Below are 17,748 nucleotides of genomic sequence, written 5' to 3'. Positions count from 1 at the left end.
GGCTTTCAGGGGTCAGAGGAGGATGTCGTATCCGACCCAGCCGACGCCGATCAGGCTTCTGCCCTCGGGGAGGAAGTCGAACAGGTCCCCGGTACGGGTGACTCCGACCTGCTCCGGCTTTCCGTCGACGTTGAGGTCGCCGGCGTAAGGGGTCCACTCCCCGTTCCACCAGCCCTCCCCGATGACGCCGGAAGCACCGAAGCTGATGGAATCGGTACCGCTGGTGTTCGGGTAGAGGTGGAGCTTGCCGGTGCCGTTGTTGCTGTGCGCCATGATGTCGACCTTGTTGTCGCCGTTCATGTCGGCGAACCGCAGGCTGGGCCAGTACCCGGTGTGCCAGCCGACGCCGATGGAGACGCGGTTGCCCAGGGTGTCGGTGCCGGTGCCGCCCTTGTGGGGGTAGACCCACAGGTTGCCGTCGCCGCCGCGGCCGATGACGTCGGTACGGCCGTCGCCGTTGAGGTCCCCGAAGCCGAGGTCGGCGTAGGTGTCCCAGCCCGTGCCGATCAGGACCGGGTTGGCGAGCGTCTCGGTCCCCGCCCTGCCGGTGCCCGGGTACAGGTACAGGTCTCCGAACTTGTTGCGGGTGACGACGTCGGTGTAGCCGTCGTTGTTGAGGTCGGCGGAGTGCACGTCCGTCCAGTAGTCACGCCACCAGCCGTTGCCTGCGAGGTACCGCTGGCCGAGCGTGTTGGTGCCGGAACCGCCGGTCCCCGGGTAGATCCAGAGGTGGCCGTTGACGTCACGCACCGCCACGTCGGTGTAGCCGTCGCCGTTGTAGTCCGGCCGGCTCTGGCTGCCGCTGCTCCACAGGCTCTGCCCCGAAGCGGTGTAGATGACGAGCACACCACGCGGCTGGAGCAGCGCGTACGAGCCCGGAGTGCTGGTCTTGCTGGTCCACAGGGTGTCCTTGGCGTCGGCCGACAGGACGATGAAGCTGCCGTCGCTCTGCATGCGCGCCGTGGCACCCGGGTGCCCGGCGGTGCCGGTGGCCCAGAGCTGCTTGCCGTCCTTGCTCAGCAGAACGAGGTTGCCGTCGGACTTCATCAGCAGCTTGGAGTTTCCGCTGGGGAACTCCTGCCCGGAGGCAAGGGTGGTGCCGGAGGGGATCCGTGCGCCCGGTACGCCGTCGAGCTTGAACTGGGCGGTGAAGGAGCCGACGGTGGAGCCGTCGGAGGTGCGCTTGCCAGGCCAGCCGACCATGGTGTTGTCGGCCTGGCGGGCCCACAGGTCGGGGATCTGGTCGCCGTTGAGGTCACCGGACGAACCGACCTGCGGATAACCGGACTGGGTTACGCCGGAGTGCACCTTGGTACGCGTCTGGGTACCCCAGCTGGCCAGGTCGACGATCTGACTCTCGTCCAGGCCCTTCTTGCCGTGGGTGCTGTAGACGTCGCCGGTGGCGTTGTCCCTGAGCCACAGGTCGGGGACCTGGTCGCCGTTGACATCACCGGGGGCGACGACCGTGTACTTGTTCCAGTCCGTCCCGCCGACGAGCACGGGGTCCTTGTCGTCGTCCAGGTTGCCCCAGTAGGTGTTGTAGTAGGCCCAGAGCTTGTCGCCCTGCTTGACGAGGACGTCCGGGATCCCGTCGTAGTTGAGGTCGCCGGGGGCGATGATCTGCTCGGCGTCGGACCAGTGGTTGTTCTTGGCCTGGCCCACGTTCTTCTCGGTGGGATTGCCCACGGTGCCCTGGCCGTCCTGGTTGCTGTAGACCCACAACGTCTTGGAGGTCATACCGGGCCGCTTCTGGAGGGCGAGCAGGTCGTTGTACGCGTCGTCGTCCCCACGCCCGAGCGTGGCGACCTGGGAACCGGTGAAGGACTCGGAGGAGGCGATCGACGCGGAGACCTTGCCGTTGCCCTGACCGTGGTAGGTCAGGAGGCTGCCGAAGAGGTCGTTGCTCCAGATGTCGCGGTAGCCGTCCCCGTTGACGTCGTGGGGCCCGTCCTCGGCGTCCTTGCGGGCGGCGTAGAACTGGTACACGTTGGTGTCCGACCGGTTCCCGGCTGCGTCCTGGCTGAAGGCGTAGACGAAGTGCGGGCCGGCGCCGGGCGGGGTGAGCTTCGCGGTGAACGATGCGCCGGGAGCGACCGTGGTGCTCTTCACCTGCGGGTCCCAGTCGGTGTAGTAGCCGTACCAGGTGACGCCGTCGGCACCGTTGGAGGAGAGGGTGAAGTCCCCTTCCTCGCGGGCCTGGCCGGTACCTTGCGGCCAACCCTTGCTGCCGTCGGGGAACTTCGTCGAGGTGATCTTCGGTGCGTCCGCCGGATTCGTGCGGTCAACAGTGAACTTGCAGGTCTGGGACCAGCCGGACTGGGCTCCGTCCTGGTCGGTCGTGCGCGCACGCCAGGTGTAACTACCGTCCGGGAGAGCGGCGTCCGGGACGACCCACGTGGCGAACTTGCCGTTGTTGGACGGGATGGTCTGGGTGACGGGGTTGGTGCTCTGACCGGCCTTGAAGATCTGGAACTCGGTGTTCAGGTTCCCCGCATCACGGTCGGAGGCCGTCGCGTAGAGCCTGACCATGGTGTTGCCGACCGAGCCGCCCTGCTCACACGGTACCCAGGGCGCGATGCCCAGGTCGGACGGCGTGCTGGGCGGGTTGTTGTACTCGATCTCCAGCGTGACGGTCTTGGGGTCGAAGCGCTTCCAGTGGTACTGGTCGCTCTCGTTGGACGCGTACAGGCCCACGGTCATGTTGGACCAGCCCTTGGACGCCGCCTCCTGGACTGCGGAGGTGGCGTTGAACTCCAGGTTGCCCGCTTCGCACTCGGCCCGACCCTTGGCCGCATTGACCGTGTCGAGCTTGTTGCGCCGATCGGGCTGGTACTTCCAGGTGGTGTCCCGCGAGATGGGGTTGGTGGTCCACAGCTCCACGGGCTTGGGGGTGCAGGACCAGGACCAGGTTTCCTTGATCCGGAACGTCGCCTTGGAAACCTGGGCGCCCTTGACGGCGGAGGTGTCGAGCTGGAAGAAGGACCGTGAGAGCCCGTTCGTCTCGGACTCGTAGCCGACCCGCACGTCCTCCTTGGTGTTCCAGTAGGAGTTGTTCTCCCACGTGCGGTAGACCCACGACCAGTTCTGCCGCTCGCCCCACGCCACCGACGGGTCGATGTAGACGGGGTACTTGGTCGCGGGGCTCGTCAGGAGGGCCTGGTCGGGCTTGATCTCCAGGTTGCCGCCCGTGATCGTGGTGGGCATCTGGGCGTTCTTGGCCCCGGACGGCGTCACGAAGACGTCCGAAGGGTCACCGGTCGCCCCGGCGTCGGCGCTGGCCACTGCCGCCACACGCGCGGGTGCCTGTGCGGCGCCTCCTGTGGTGGTGGAGTCCCACATCACCGGGTTAGGGGAGGTGAAGATGATCTCGCCGGCCGGATTGGTCGCGGTCAGCAGACCCGTCGTCGCGTTCTTGGTGACGTTCAGGCCCACCGTGTCGAGCTTGAACTTGAGCGTCGCGAGGTCGGGGTGCTTGGCCGCTGCGGCGGTCTTGACCACAAGCAGCTGGGAAAAGCCCTCGACCTCGGCCTTCAGCTGGAGGTCCACGTCCGGGAGCACATTCGCGTACGTCGCCACGTTCGCGGCGAGCGTCGGCTTGGGCAGCGCCTGCGGCCAGGTGAACGACAGGGTCCGTCCGTTCTTCACCCCGGTCAGCAGCGGACCGGTGCCACCCCCGGAGAAGGCGATCGCGACGGCCGAGGCCTTCGGCTTCACCTTCCCGTCCACCGCGAACTGCAGCGTCGGATCGGTGGCCACCCAGCCGCCGGCGCGGCGGACGCGCACCGTCGTCCCGTGCCGCTTCACCGACCACTTTCCGGTCGGCAGCGCCCAGGTGTCCGAGTTCTCGGTCCGGGCGGACGTCAGCTCGTAGGGCTGACCGGTCTCCTTCGCCTTGGCGAGCGCGAAGTCCGCTGCGGTCATCGACCCCTCGGCCACCGGATCGGTGGCCGCCACGGCAATCGTTGAAGAATTAACCACACTCAATCCGGTAGCGATCATTCCGCTTACCAGAGCCATCGAAATGACCCGTGAAATCCCCCGCCCACCCGGCACGCCGAGTAGGGCCTCTCTTCTTCTCACACGAACTCCATCTGCCCGATATCTACGGGGCTGACTCTACTCGGAGCCCCCGACAACACCCGCACCCTGACCTGCGATTTTTAGGTCGGTCAGACGCGTGTCATCCCATATGGACCACAAGTTCCCCTTGGCCCGAACAGGACTCTCCCCGGGATGTCGGATTAGCGAATTCTGCCTGTTAGTCTGCGCCGTAAATCTTTCTAGAAGCATGGGGTGGGGTGTGAGAAAATTCAGTGCGCGAGGACTTTCTGTGGCGTTGGCCGCAGCCGTCCTCTCGGGCTTGTTGCCCAGCGCTGTAGCCGTAGCGGATGGCAAATCCAAGCCGTCGCTGCCGGAGCTCAAGCAGCCGAAGGCGGTACCGGTCAAGCCGGTCCGCGCGGGTGGCGCGAAGAAGGCCGATGATGCGGGTGCGACTCCGTGGAAGGCGCCGAAGGTCTCCTGGCCGGCTGCCGGTTCGGCGGAGGTGAGCCTGACTTCGGCTGCCTCGGAGCCGGTCTCGAAGTCGTTCCTGTCGGGTGCCGCTCGCGGGCCGGTCGTCGACCCGGGCTCGCCGCAGGCCGGCAAGCTCCCGGTCGCGGTCTACGTGCCGCCGGGCAAGGCGGCCGAAGCGCCGTCGAAGGTGAAGGTCTCCGTCGTCGGCAAGGACGCGGCGCGCAAGGCGGGCATTGACGGCGTCCTTCTGTCGGTCGGCCGGTCGGACGGCCGTGCGCAAGCCGCGCCGGCGAAGGTCGAGGTGGACTACAACTCCTTCCGCGGCGCATACGGCGGCGACTACGCCTCCCGACTGCGGCTGGTGGAGCTTCCGGCGTGTGCGCTGACGACTCCGGAACGCGCGGAGTGCCGTACCCAGAAGCCACTGCAGACTCAGAACGACACCCGCGCCGGCAAGCTCTCGGCGCAGGTGACCACGCAGGGCACGGCTTCTTCGGCCAAGTCCGCAGGCGTGTCGGCAAAGTCGGCATCCGCGGCTTCGGGCGGCGCGACCGTCCTCGCCACGACGGCGGGCGACGCGGGCCCGACAGGTGACTACAAGGCGACGTCGCTGCAGCCCTCCGGCTCGTGGAGCGCCGGCGGCTCGACCGGCGCCTTCTCCTGGTCCTACCCGGTCGCAACCCCCGCGGTGCCCGGCGGTCTGGGTCCGCAGATCTCGCTCGGCTACAACTCCCAGTCCGTCGACGGCCGCACGGGCATATCCAACAGCCAGGGCTCATGGATCGGTGACGGCTGGAGCTGGGAGCCCGGCTTCATCGAGCGCAAGTACAAGCCCTGCAACGACGACAAGACCGGTGGCACCAACACCGCCAAGGTCGGCGACCAGTGCTGGTTCAACGACAACGCCACGTTGTCCCTGGGCGGCAAGTCGACCGAGCTCGTGTACGAGCAGGGCAAGGGCTGGCACCCGGCCTCGGACTCGGGCGAGAAGGTCGAGAAGCTCACCGGCGCCGTCAACGGCGACAACGACGGCGAGCACTGGAAGATCACCACGACCGACGGTACCCAGTACTTCTTCGGTCTGAACCGTCTCCCGGGCTGGAAGGACGCCTCCACGCCGACGACGAACTCGGCCTGGACCGCGCCCGTCTTCGGCAACCAGGCGGGTGAGCCCTGCTACAACGCCTCGTTCGCGAGCGCCTCGTGCAAGCAGGCCTGGCGCTGGCAGCTCGACTACGTCGTCACCCCCGGCGGCGACGCGATGGCGTACTACTGGAAGACCGAGACCAACAACTACGGCCGCAACGTCGACATGACCACCGGCAAGGCAACGGTCACGCAGTACGTCCGCGGCGGCTGGCTCGACCACATCGACTACGGGCTGCGCTCCGACGCCGTCTACAGCGGCAAGGCCATGGCTCAGGTGAAGTTCGGTGTCGACGAGCGCTGCCTCACCAACTGCGGCACCTTCGACGAGGCCAACGCGAAGAACTGGCCGGACTCCCCGTACGACCTGTTCTGCAAGGACGGCTCGACGGAGTGCAAGGGCCAGTACTCACCGACGTTCTGGTCCCGGATGCGCCTGACCGGCATCCACACCAAGCTCCTCACCGGCGGCGCGTACCAGGACGTCGACTCCTGGACCCTGGACCAGAACTTCCCGCCGGCGGGCGACGGCATCTCCACCCCGATGTGGCTTAAGTCCATCTCCCGCACGGCCAAGGCGGGCTCCGCGCAGGACGTCCCGCTCGACCCGGTCACCTTCGAGGGCGTACAGCGGGCGAACCGGGTGGACAAAACCGGCGACGGTCTGGCCCCGTACGTCCGCCTGCGCATGTCACAGGTCAACACCGAGTCCGGCGGCACCATCGGTGTCACCTACTCGCAACAGGACTGCACACCCACCACGCTTCCTGCCTCGGACGGAACGAACACCACCCGCTGCTTCCCGGTCAAGTGGGCCTGGGAGGGCGATGCCTCCAAGCTCGACTGGTTCAACACCTACGTCGTCAACCAGGTCGTGGAGGGCGACAACCTCGCCTCGACACCCGACAAGGTGACCTCGTACACCTACGTCGGCGGAGCGGCCTGGGACAAGGACACCAGCGAGTTCATCAAGGCCGAGGACCGCGTCCACTCCGTCGCCCGCGGCTACGAACTCGTCCAGACCCGCACCGGTGCGGCCAGTGACCCGAAGACGCTGTCGGAGACCCGCTACTTCCGGGGTCTCGACGGCAAGGACGTCAAGGACGGCACAGGCACCGCGGTCACCGACCGGCCCGAGTTCGCGGGCATGGTCCGCGAGACGGCGACGTACGAGGGAGACGACACGGCCAAGCTCCTGAGCGCGACGTCCAGCACACCGTGGCGTTCGGGCGAGGTGGCCAAGCGGCTGCGACCGGGGCTGCCCAACCTCACCTCCTACAAGACGAACGTCGAGAAGGAGTCGACCCGCACCACCGTCACCGGTGGTGCCCGGACGACCGAGACCAGCCGGCACTTCGACGAGTACGGCATGGCCGACTGGCAGTCGAGCACCGGCGACACCGCCAAGAGCGGTGACGAGTCCTGCACCACGACCACCTACGCACGCAACACGGCCACGTGGATCCTGGACCGGCAAAGCCAGGTCAAGACCGTCGCGCTGCCGTGCGGGACGACCGGTGCCGGTCCGGCGGACGTCATCAGCGACACCCGGACCTACTTCGACAACGGCACGCTCGGCACCGTACCCGGCCGGGGTCTGGTGACGAAGACCGAGAAGATCAACGGCAAGGGCGACGGCTACGACACGGCGTCGAGTGTCCCGTCCACCTGTGGCGCGGCCAAGGACCAGCTCTGCTACGACCTGTACGGCCGGGCGCTGGCTGCCGCCGACGCCTACGGCAAGGTGACCACCACCGCGTACACCCCGGCCACCGGCGAGGTCCCGACGTCGATGACGGCGACCAACGCGCTCGGCCACGCCGCCACCAGCCAGCTCGACCCGCTGCGCGGCCAGGCCACCAAGGTCACCGACCCCAACGGCAAGGTCGTCACGACGGCGTACGACGCACTGGGCCGGGTCACGAAGGTCTGGGTCCCGAACTGGACCCAGGAGGCCAACCCGGACCTGCCGAGCCGGGTGTTCGAGTACAACGTCCGCAACAGCGGTCCCAACGTGGTCACGTCAAAAACCCTGACGCACGACTACAAGTACTCCGTCGTCCACTCCATCCACGACGGTCTGCTGCGTGAGCGCCAGACGCAGACCCAGTCGCCCGACCTGTCCGGCCGTCTGGTCACGGAGACGTTCTACGACACCCGCGGCCTGGCGTGGCGTTCCTCCGGTACGTACTACGCCGAGGGCGCGCCTTCGACCGACCTGGTCACGGGACAGGAACTCAACTACCCCGCCTCCACCGACACCTTCTTCGACGGCGCCGGCCGCCCGACGGCGGTGATCGCGAAGAAGTTCGGTACCGAGACCAAGCGCACCACGAGCAGCTACACCGGCGACACCACCACGGTCAGCCCGCCCCCGGGCGGCACTACGACCACCACCGTCGTCGACGCACTGGGGCGCACGGTCGAGACCAAGCAGTACACCGACCCGGCGCGCACCGCCTCGCAGTCGACCCTGTACACCTACAACAAACTCGGTCAGCTGGCCCAGGTCACCGACCCGGGCAACGCCAAGTGGACGTACACCTACGACGTCCGTGGCCGCCAGGTCGAGGTGAACGACCCCGACAAGGGCGTCTCCAAGACGGCGTACGACTCTGGGGACCGCGTCACCGATGTCACGGATGCCCGAGGCATCACTCTGCACACCGACTACGACGACCTCGGTCGCGCCGTCGCCACGAAGCAGGGCGCGACGACGCTGACGTCGTCCGTCTACGACACGGTGGCCAAGGGGCAGCTCACCAAGTCCACGCGCCATGTCGACGGCAAGGCGTACACCTCGGAGGTTCTTTCCTACAACGACCTCTACCAGCCGCTCGAAACCCAGGTCACGATCCCGTCCACGCCCGACACCGGCGCGATGGCCGGTACGTACAAGTGGACGAACACCTACAACATCGCCGGCCAGGTCCTCACGACCAGGCACCCGGCCATGGGCGGCCTCCCGGCCGAGACCCACGGCAGCACCTACAAAACCGTCTCGGGCCTGCTCAACAGCATGGGCGCCGGCAGCAGTCGCCTCGTCGGGGCGATGACGTACGACCACTACGGCCGCGCGATCCGCCAGGAGCTCGGCTCGTCCACCCAGAGCCTGTACCGGACGAACGAGTACGACGAGCACACTGGTGCCCTCACCCGCACCGTCGTCGACCGGGCCCTGGCACCCCAGCGGATCGAGGAGACCAAGTACACCAATGACCCCGTCGGCAATGTAACGGCGATCGCCTCGGCCTATGGCCAGGACGCCTCCCGGACGACGGACACCCAGTGCGTCAACCTCGACTCCCTGCGCCGCATCACCGAGGCGTGGACCAACGAGGGTGAGACCTGCGCGACCACCCCGTCGGCCACCGTCATCGGCGGCGAGGACCCGTACTGGACCACGTACACCTACGACGCCGTCGGCAACCGCAAGACGGAGACCAAGCACAAGACGGCCTCGGGCCCGACCGCAGACACGGTCCGCACCTACGCTCCCCCGACGCCCGGTAAGCACGACCTTCCGAAGGTCACCCAGACCGGCACCGCCCCGCACGACGAAACATTCACCTACGACGCCACCGGCAACACCAAGACCCGCAAGAGCGGCACCGGTGAAACGCAGTACCTCGACTGGGACGCGGAGGGGCGCCTCAAGTCCCTCGTCCAGGGCCTCGCCACCGACGGGTTCATCTACGACGCGTCCGGCAACCGCATCCTCCGCAAGGAGAAGGACAGCACCACGCTGTACCTGCCGTCCGGCAATGAGCTGAAGCTCGACAAGTCGGGCACGATCACCGGCACTCGCTACTACGGCGACGTCGGCGTCCGCACAGGCGGCAAGCTCACCTTCACCTTCGCGGACCACCACAACACCAGCACCACCCAGGTGACCGCCGACGCGACCCAGACGGTCACCCGCCGCAAGACGGGCCTGTTCGGCGAGACCCGCGGCACCCAGCCGACGACGTGGACCGGCGAGAAGACCTTCGTCGGAGGCACGAAGGACAACGACAGCGGCCTGACCCACATCGGCGCCCGCGAGTACGACCCCCTGATCGGCCGCTTCATCTCGGTGGACCCGATCATGGACCTCACCGACTCCCAGCAACTCCACGGCTACACCTACGCCGCTAACAACCCGTTCACCTACTCCGACCCTGACGGCCTCAAGTACTTCGAGGGCGGCAACGAGGACCGCGGCTTCCAGTCGTCGCCCCAGAGCGTCGTCCAGGCCGCGACCAAGCATCACAAGAGGTACTACGAGGGCCGCTGCTGGAAGAACTGCAGCGCCCCTCCCAAGCCGTCCAAGACGCCGAAGGGCGACGGCAAGCGCTGCGCCGGCGTGCGCTTCTGCACCCCGGCGAAGGGCTTCGACGGGGCTCCGCCTGCAAATGCGGCAGCCGGGTTTGCAAGTGCAGCGATCCACAGCGCCGAATTCAGTGCCGAGCTGACAATCTCGCCCGAGTGCTTCCTGAATACCTCACCCGAGTGCAACGAGGGTGACATGTTCGACAACTGGGCCACGGAACAGGGTCTGGATCTCGATTCAGGTGCTGCCATCGGCGGCGGTTTCTTCGCATATCTGCTTCCCGGCCCCAAATTCCTGCGTCCGGGGAAGACGAAGGGGGGGCAATGCTTCCTCGCCGGAACGCTTGTCCTCATGGCGGACGGCTCGCAGAAGAAGATCGAGGAGGTCGAAGTTGGCGACCTCGTTCTCGCCACCGATCCGGTTACGGGCGAGTCGGAAGCCAAACCAGTCGAGAAACTCATCCGGACGGAGGGCGATCGCGAACTGAACAAGCTCTCCATCGCCACATCCGACGGCATCGACGAAATCACTGCAACGCACGAGCACCCCTTCTGGTCGCCCTCTGAGAAGTCCTGGGTCGAGGCCGCCGACCTCCGGCCGGGCATGACCCTGGCAACCGCAGGCGGAACCACTGCGATCGTCACGGACAACCGCGCATTCACCGACCACGTCAAGACCTACAACTTCTCCGTGGCCGACTTCCACACGTACTATGTGCTGGCAGGGGCTACGCCGGTCCTGGTTCACAATTCAAACTGTCCGCCTGCCGAAACAGTCAAAAACCTGCCGGAGGTCACAGCCCCCAAGCCCCTTAAGCCTTCTCAGGCCGATCAGGCGTGGAGTGATTTCTTGGGGCCTGGCCCGTACACAAATATTCACCCGCGAACTGGGCAGGTGGATCCCAACCGTCTCGTATCTTCCGATGGGCGCCGTAGCATCCGGATGGGCGATCATGAGATGAACAGCAAGCCCACGAAGTTCCACTTCCATATGGAGACGTGGGATTGGAACTCCGTCACAAACACATGGACTGTCGGCAATACGATGCAGCGAGTTCCCTTGGGGGTGAAATGATGAGAGTAGAAGTTCTGCAAGTCCTAGCCCCATCGCAAGGGATCGTGCGCTTCAAGTGCGAGTCTGGCATCGCATCTGGCCGCTGGATGGGGTCGAACCCCGCCGAAGTAGGTCAATTCGATGTCGAGATCGAAGTTCCGGAAGAGGTCGCAGATTGGACGGCGGGCCCCTCGGGTGCTACTTCCCTCTCGGAGGTCGGGGCGGATTCTGCCACCCTCATCACGGGCCGAGTTGTCAGATTCGACGATGGTGATGATTCGGTCGTGGAGATCAGGGTAGGGTCGGACATTCTCCTGATTGAAATCCCTAACCGAAGGTCGGAGCTTCCTGTGGAGGGTTTCATTTCCTTCCGGGCCTCCGAAATTCAGCTCTACCCGTATGATCTGTAATGACCTACCCGAAAGGCGTAGGTAGGAATTCCACGGGATTCACCCTGGAGGGCCCTGCGTGGGTTCTCGTGAGATTGGTGTTTGACTCTCGGTAGCTTCGGCCAGCTGGGATTCCAATACCGCCGATGAAGCCCCACCGAGCGTTTTCGGTGGGGCTTCTGGGGTTCTTGACGGCAACGGTGACGGCAACGTCAATGGACGATTGCCGCGGCGGGTGGGTCGTCGGGGCTGTCGTTGCCCGTACGGAGTGCGCTGTTGAGAGTGTCGATGGCTTGGCGTTGGAGGCGGAGCCGGACGTGGGCGTAGACGCCGGCAGTGACGCCGATGTGGGCGTGGCCGAGGAGTTCCTTGATCACGACGAGGTCCACTCCCTGTTCCAGTAGCAGGGTGGCGGTGGAGTGCCGGAGGTCGTGGAAGCGGATGCGCCGGAGCCCGGCGCTGTCGAGGAATCGGCCGAAGCGCCGGGTCATGTTGGCCGGGTCGATCGGTCCGCCGGTCGGCGTGGTGAAGACGAGCCCGCTGTCCTTCCAGCTGACCCCGGCCGCCTTGCGCTCTACTTCCTGACGTTGCTGGTGGCTCTTCAGCGAGTGGACGGACTCGGTCGGTAGGGCGATGCGGCGTTCGGAGGCACGGGTCTTGGTGGGCAGGGTTGTCAGGCCGCTGCTCTGGGTGCGTTGGAGGGAGCGGCGAACGCTCGCCGTTCCCCCGTCGAGGTCGAGGTCTTCCCAGTGAAGGCCGAGGAGTTCGCCCTTGCGGAGTCCGGTGCGGAGGGCGAGTTCGTACAGCGCGTGGAGCCGATCGGCGCGGGTCGCGTCGAGGAACTGACGGGCCTCTACTGCGGTGAGCGGACGGAAGCGCCTGGGCTGGTGCGTGGTGGTCTTGACGTTGCGGGCGACGTTCCGGGGCAGCTCGTCTTCGCGGACCGCGTGTTCCAGCGCCGACTTCAGCACCGAGTGCACGTAAGTCACGGTCAGAGCGGACAGCTGCTTCTGGCAGCACTCGCCGACCGCGCAGCACCGATTTCGTTCGGTGTCGAGTCCCTGGGTGCAGCACTGGCAGGTGGTGCGGAGGCGGTCGAGGAAGGCGCGGATGTCCTTGGCGGTGAGGCGGGCGACCTTCTTGGTGCCGAGTCCGGGGATGAGGTGGAGGCTGACGCAGGCGGCGTAGCGGGTGTGGGTGTTCTCCCGAAGCCGGTGGACGGCGACGCTGCCGAGCCAGTAGGTGAGGTAGTCGCCCACGGTGCTGTCGGCGGTGGCGACGGGCAGTCCGCGGTTGCTGTCGGCGATCTTCTCGGCGAGCTTGTCGGCAGCTTCCCTTCGCGTGCTGCCGTAAACGCGGACGCGTTTGCGCGTGCCGTTGGCAGCGAGGACGTAGCCGGCGGCTTCCCAGCGGCCGTCCTTGCGTTGGTAGATGGTGCCTTCGCCGTTAGCGCGGGCCTTCTTGCGCTTGGGGGCGGTCATCAGGCGGCCTCTTCCAGGTGGTGCTGGACGTAGTCAGCGAGGGCGTGGGCGGGGATGCGTCGGGCGCGGCCGAGGTCAGGGAGGCCAGGCGGCGGGTGCGCAGGAGGTCGTAGAGGGCAGAGCGGCCGATCTTGAGGCGGGCCATGGCCTCGGGGACGGTGAGGAGTTCGTCGTTACGCACCGGCTGTCACCGCCTGTTCGCGTGTCGGGCCGCCGTTGATGAGTGCGGCGAGGCGTTCGAGGTCGGGGGTGAGGCCGGTGCCGTCGTAGGCCCAGTGGGTGAGGACGAGGGTGGTCGGGGAGGGCGGAGGGGTGTGGCGGCGGTGCCAGGCGGCGCGGGCGGCTCGGAGGACGCCGAGGGTGGTGGAGTAGGCGCGGGTCTTGGTGGAGAAATGGCCGCGGAAGCCCAGCATGTGGGCCACTGCGTCTTCAGTCGCAGTCGACGTGCGCGACCTTCTGGTGGCCGGAGAGTTCGCCCTAGCTTTCGACACGATGTGCTCATGGATTTACGAGGACGAGTTGTCGATTAGCGAGGAGCATTACGGGCGGCTTGTTCGAATGTCGACGGACCTCGGATCTCGTGATCTAATCGCGCGAATGCGTGAGCTGGTTACGGGATAAGCGGGTGGGATCCTGTCGCCACTTCGGATTGCGGTGCGTCGTGATCCTCTGATGCGGACTGGATCGGAGTGGGCGACCGCAAATCTGAAGCCCCGCCAGGTGCATCCTGGCGGGGCTTCTGCGCGGGGTGACGGCAGTGCTTGACGGCAGCGTCAGCGGACGGGGGCTGCTCAGAGCGGCGGTTCGTTGCCGTCGTCGGGTTTCCGGTGGCGGCGGGAGCGCGGAGGGCGCATCCGAGGAGGTCGATACCTTCGGTCCTGAGCGGGCCAGACCGAGCCAGAACCGCTTGCCCCAGACCTGCAGATTCCCACTCGCCGACACCACCCGCTCGAACTCCACCGGCCCACCCTCTTCCACCTGCACCACCTCGGGAAGAGGGGCAGGAGCAGGCGACACGACGACCATGGCGTCCTCGACGCCCTTCATGCCGACGGTCAGCGGTCCGAAGGTCGTCTAGTGCCGCAAAAACGAGCCGGTGTGCTCCCGCCTCACCGCTGATGCCGCTGTGGTGGCCACGCGGTGGTAGTAGCGGGCCAGTTCGTCCTCGGCGTGCAGCTAACCGGAGGTGGCGCCGCAGTCGTGGTCTTAGGCCTGGCGAACTCGATAAGATCCATGCCCGGTGGATTCAGCACAGGAATCGCCGCACGGACGATCCAGAATATCGATAGTCCTGGTACGACGAACAGTGCGGCGGGCGTCGGTTCTGGATTCCACTTTCCGGAGCAGTCGGCGCATTACGGAGCATGCATGAATTCGATGCCACTCTTCGACGGAACTATTCAATTCAAGCATGACGGCTGCGAGGGATTCGAGGAATCTGGATTCTGGGCTGTACCTGAAGATACGTAACAGACTATCTGCGTGAAAACCTGATGCCCCACCAGCTCAGACTGGTGGGGCATCAGGACTCTTTGATGGCACTAGTTGATGGCAGCGACAGCGGCGGAGGCAGGTCTAGAGGCCATTCTGCGGGCGTGGTGAAGAAAGCAGTCGGCCCGAGATTCCTCGGCAAGGCGTTCCGGCCCGGGGGCTCCGACCGGGGACTCCGTCCGTGCGTCAGTGCAGGCCCGCCGCGTGGAGGAGGTACGCCACCAGCGGGTCGTAGTAGCGCGGGTCGCGGACGTGGTCGTCCAGGGGGATCGCGACCTGGAGGGTGCCCTCGGCCTCGCCGAGGAAGAGGGCCGGGTCGTTGCAGTCGGCGTAGCCGACGGCGTCCAGGCCGCGCTGGGCCGCGCAGCCCGCCCAGCCGTGGTCGGCGACGACCAGGTCCGGCTGCGGGCGGCTCGAAGCCGTCAGGCCGTCGAGGATCGCGGCCATCGGCTCCGGCGAATGGGTGTGCCACAGGGTCGCGCCCCGCTCCAGCACCGCGACGTCCGCGAACTGCCACACCGAGCCCTCGTCCGCGCTCAGGCCCTGCGGGATCACCACGATCTCGCAGCCCGCGGCGCGCAGGGCCGCCGCCGTCGCCCGGTGGACGTCCAGCAGGCCGCCGGGGTGACCGGTGGCGAACAGCACGCTCTGCCGGTCGGCCGCCGCCTTGCGCAGCCGCGCCGCCAGCCGGTCCAGGCCGGCGACGGTCAGCTCGGGGTCGATGGTGTCCTGGCCGAACCGGAACGCCGGGTCGTCCACGACCCCGCACCGCTCCGCCATCACCGCGAGCACGTCCTGCTCGTCCGTCCAGCGGTCGCCCAGTTCCAGGCCGAGCCAGTAGTGCCGGTCGCCGTTGGCGAGCTTGCGGTAGTGGGAGAGGTTGTTCTCGCGCGGCGTCGCGACCTGCCCCGCGATGCGCGTGCGGACCAGGTGGTCGATGAGTTCGGCGCGGCTGGGGACGGACGTCTCTATCGGCTTCGGCATGCGGGCCATTCTGCCGCCGCCGAGCCGGAGGCGGCGCGTCCATTCCGGTCGGCGGACGCCCCGGGTCATGCCGACAGCGCCCCGAACGCCCCGTGGGCCAGGCGGCGCAGCAGCGACTCCGTCGCCTCCCGGCCCAGGGCCGCCAGGTGCGGGGTGGAGTTGAGCAGGCCGAAGACCGCGTGCACGGCGACCCGTACCTCCGCCTCGCCCACCTCGGGGTGCAGTTCCCGTACGACCTCCACCCACAGCTCCACGTACTGGCGCTGGAGCTGCCGGACGAGCTTGCGGTCGGCCTCCCGCAGCCGGTCGAGCTCCCGGTCGTGCACGGTGATCAGCGCCCGGTCGTCGAGCGCGAAGTCGATGTGCCCGTCGATGAGGGAGGACAGGACCCGGCCCGGGTCGCCCGCCGCCTCCGCGACCCGGTGGCGGCCGCCGGTGAGCAGCCGTTCGCTGATGCCGACGAGCAGCTCGGCGAGCATGGCGTCCTTGCCCGCGAAGTGCCGGTACAGGCCGGGGCCGCTGATGCCCACCGCGGCCCCTATCTCGTCGACGCCTACGCCGTGGAACCCGCGCGCGGCGAAGAGGCGGGCGGCCTCGCTGAGGATCTGCTCGCGTCGGGTCGGGGCGGCCGCTCTGGTGCTCATGGGAAACCATTCTAGACAGGGCCGTTAGCGGTCGTTAACCTAATGCGCAGAAGCGTTAACGCTCATTAACAACGTGTACCGAGCAAGTGGAACGAGCAAGGGAGCTCGACCGATGCAGCAGGCACCAGTGCTGACGAGCGCCGCGGACCCGGCGTCCGAGGCCTGGCGGACCAACGAGGCCGCCCACCGCGAGCTGACCGAGGGCCTGCGCGCCCGGCTCGACGCGGCCCGGCTCGGCGGCGGCGAGAAGGCCCGCGCCCGCCACACCGCCCGCGGGAAACTCCTACCGCGCGACCGCGTGGACACCCTCCTCGACCCGGGCTCCCCCTTCCTGGAGCTGGCGCCGCTGGCCGCCGAGGGCATGTACGGGGGCTCCGCCCCCGCCGCCGGAGTCATCGCGGGCATCGGCCGGGTCAGCGGCCGCGAGTGCGTGATCGTCGCGAACGACGCCACCGTCAAGGGCGGCACGTACTACCCGATGACCGTCAAGAAGCACCTGCGCGCCCAGGAGGTGGCGCTGGAGAACCGTCTCCCCTGCCTGTACCTGGTCGACTCGGGCGGCGCCTTCCTGCCGATGCAGGACGAGGTCTTCCCCGACCGGGAGCACTTCGGCCGCATCTTCTACAACCAGGCGCGCATGTCGGGCGCCGGCATCCCGCAGATCGCCGCCGTCCTCGGCTCCTGCACCGCGGGCGGGGCGTACGTACCGGCGATGAGCGACGAGGCCGTCATCGTCCGCAACCAGGGCACGATCTTCCTCGGCGGTCCGCCGCTGGTGAAGGCCGCCACCGGCGAGGTGGTCACGGCCGAGGAGCTCGGCGGCGGCGAGGTCCACTCCCGCGTCTCCGGCGTGACGGACCACCTCGCGGAGGACGACGCGCACGCGCTGCGGATCGTGCGGAACATCGTGGCGACCCTGCCCGAGCGCGGGGCCCTGCCCTGGTCGGTCGAGGCCCCGGAGGAGCCGAAGGTGGACCCGGCCGGGCTGTACGGCGCGGTCCCGGTCGACTCCCGCACCCCGTACGACGCCCGCGAGATCATCGCGCGGATCACGGACGGCTCCCGCTTCCAGGAGTTCAAGTCCGAGTTCGGCCAGACGCTGGTCACCGGCTTCGCCCGGATCCACGGCCACCCGGTCGGCATCATCGCGAACAACGGCATCCTGTTCGCCGAATCCGCCCAGAAGGGCGCCCACTTCATCGAGCTGTGCGACCAGCGCGGCATCCCGCTGCTCTTCCTCCAGAACATCTCCGGCTTCATGGTCGGCCGCGACTACGAGGCGGGGGGCATCGCCAAGCACGGCGCCAAGATGGTCACGGCCGTGGCCTGCGCCCGGGTGCCGAAGCTGACGGTGGTGGTCGGCGGCTCGTACGGCGCCGGCAACTACTCGATGTGCGGGCGGGCCTATTCGCCGCGCTTCCTGTGGATGTGGCCCAACGCCAAGATCTCCGTGATGGGCGGCGAGCAGGCCGCCTCGGTCCTCGCGACGGTCAAGCGCGACCAGATCGAGGGCGCCGGCCAGGAGTGGCCGGCCGAGGACGAGGAGGCCTTCAAGGCCCCGGTCCGCGCCCAGTACGAGGAGCAGGGCAACGCCTACTACGCCACGGCGCGGCTGTGGGACGACGGGGTCATCGACCCCATGGAGACCCGGCAGGTGCTGGGACTGGCCCTGACCGCGTGCGCGAACGCCCCGCTGGGCGACTCGGGCTTCGGCATCTTCCGTATGTGACGTGAGG

General features: G+C 67.5%; 8 protein-coding genes and 1 pseudogene. 3 read left to right on the top strand and 6 right to left on the bottom strand.

The window, feature by feature from the left end:
* Positions 1-12 precede the first annotated feature (12 nt).
* A complete protein-coding gene (locus IG86_RS39665; RefSeq protein WP_051784940.1) occupies positions 13-3,954 on the bottom strand; it encodes an FG-GAP-like repeat-containing protein in 3,942 nt (1,313 codons plus the stop codon).
* Positions 3,955-4,543: 589 nt separating this feature from the next.
* Here IG86_RS39665 and IG86_RS0103295 point away from each other — a divergent pair.
* Positions 4,544-11,044 carry a polymorphic toxin-type HINT domain-containing protein gene (locus IG86_RS0103295; protein WP_051784939.1) on the top strand — a complete coding sequence of 2,167 codons (6,501 nt, stop codon included), beginning with the start codon at positions 4,544-4,546 and terminating at the stop codon, positions 11,042-11,044.
* Between the two features lie 580 nt (positions 11,045-11,624).
* Here IG86_RS0103295 and IG86_RS0103285 read toward each other — a convergent pair.
* From IG86_RS0103285 to IG86_RS0103280, 3 genes and pseudogenes are all read right to left on the bottom strand, one after another.
* Positions 11,625-12,893 carry a tyrosine-type recombinase/integrase gene (locus IG86_RS0103285; RefSeq protein WP_030894533.1) on the bottom strand — a complete coding sequence of 423 codons (1,269 nt, stop codon included), beginning with the start codon at positions 12,891-12,893 and terminating at the stop codon, positions 11,625-11,627.
* Positions 12,893-13,038: pseudogene (locus IG86_RS40805) on the bottom strand (helix-turn-helix domain-containing protein). Before IG86_RS40805 ends, IG86_RS0103285 begins: the two are co-directional and overlap by 1 nt.
* Positions 13,039-13,066: 28 nt before the next feature.
* Entirely contained in the window at positions 13,067-13,384 is a 318-nt protein-coding gene (locus tag IG86_RS0103280) for a replication initiator (protein ID WP_385872794.1), read from the bottom strand.
* Here IG86_RS0103280 and IG86_RS45460 point away from each other — a divergent pair.
* Positions 13,305-13,514 carry a MafI family immunity protein gene (locus IG86_RS45460; protein ID WP_037941848.1) on the top strand — a complete coding sequence of 70 codons (210 nt, stop codon included), beginning with the start codon at positions 13,305-13,307 and terminating at the stop codon, positions 13,512-13,514. The genes IG86_RS0103280 and IG86_RS45460 overlap by 80 nt on opposite strands.
* Before the next feature lie 1,056 nt (positions 13,515-14,570).
* Here the strand turns inward: IG86_RS45460 and IG86_RS0103270 are convergent.
* Positions 14,571-15,377, bottom strand: coding sequence for a phosphatase (locus tag IG86_RS0103270; protein WP_030818980.1), 807 nt, complete (start codon positions 15,375-15,377; stop codon positions 14,571-14,573).
* Between the two features lie 56 nt (positions 15,378-15,433).
* Entirely contained in the window at positions 15,434-16,012 is a 579-nt protein-coding gene (locus tag IG86_RS0103265) for an SACE_7040 family transcriptional regulator (RefSeq protein ID WP_030818978.1), read from the bottom strand.
* Between the two features lie 112 nt (positions 16,013-16,124).
* Between IG86_RS0103265 and IG86_RS0103260 the strand changes: the two genes are divergently transcribed.
* Positions 16,125-17,741 carry a carboxyl transferase domain-containing protein gene (locus IG86_RS0103260; RefSeq protein ID WP_030818977.1) on the top strand — a complete coding sequence of 539 codons (1,617 nt, stop codon included), beginning with the start codon at positions 16,125-16,127 and terminating at the stop codon, positions 17,739-17,741.
* The last annotated feature ends 7 nt before the right edge of the window (positions 17,742-17,748 follow it).

The organism is Streptomyces virginiae (assembly GCF_000720455.1).
Lineage (GTDB): Bacteria > Actinomycetota > Actinomycetes > Streptomycetales > Streptomycetaceae > Streptomyces > Streptomyces virginiae.
This window is presented reverse-complemented; position numbering and strand designations above follow the sequence as displayed.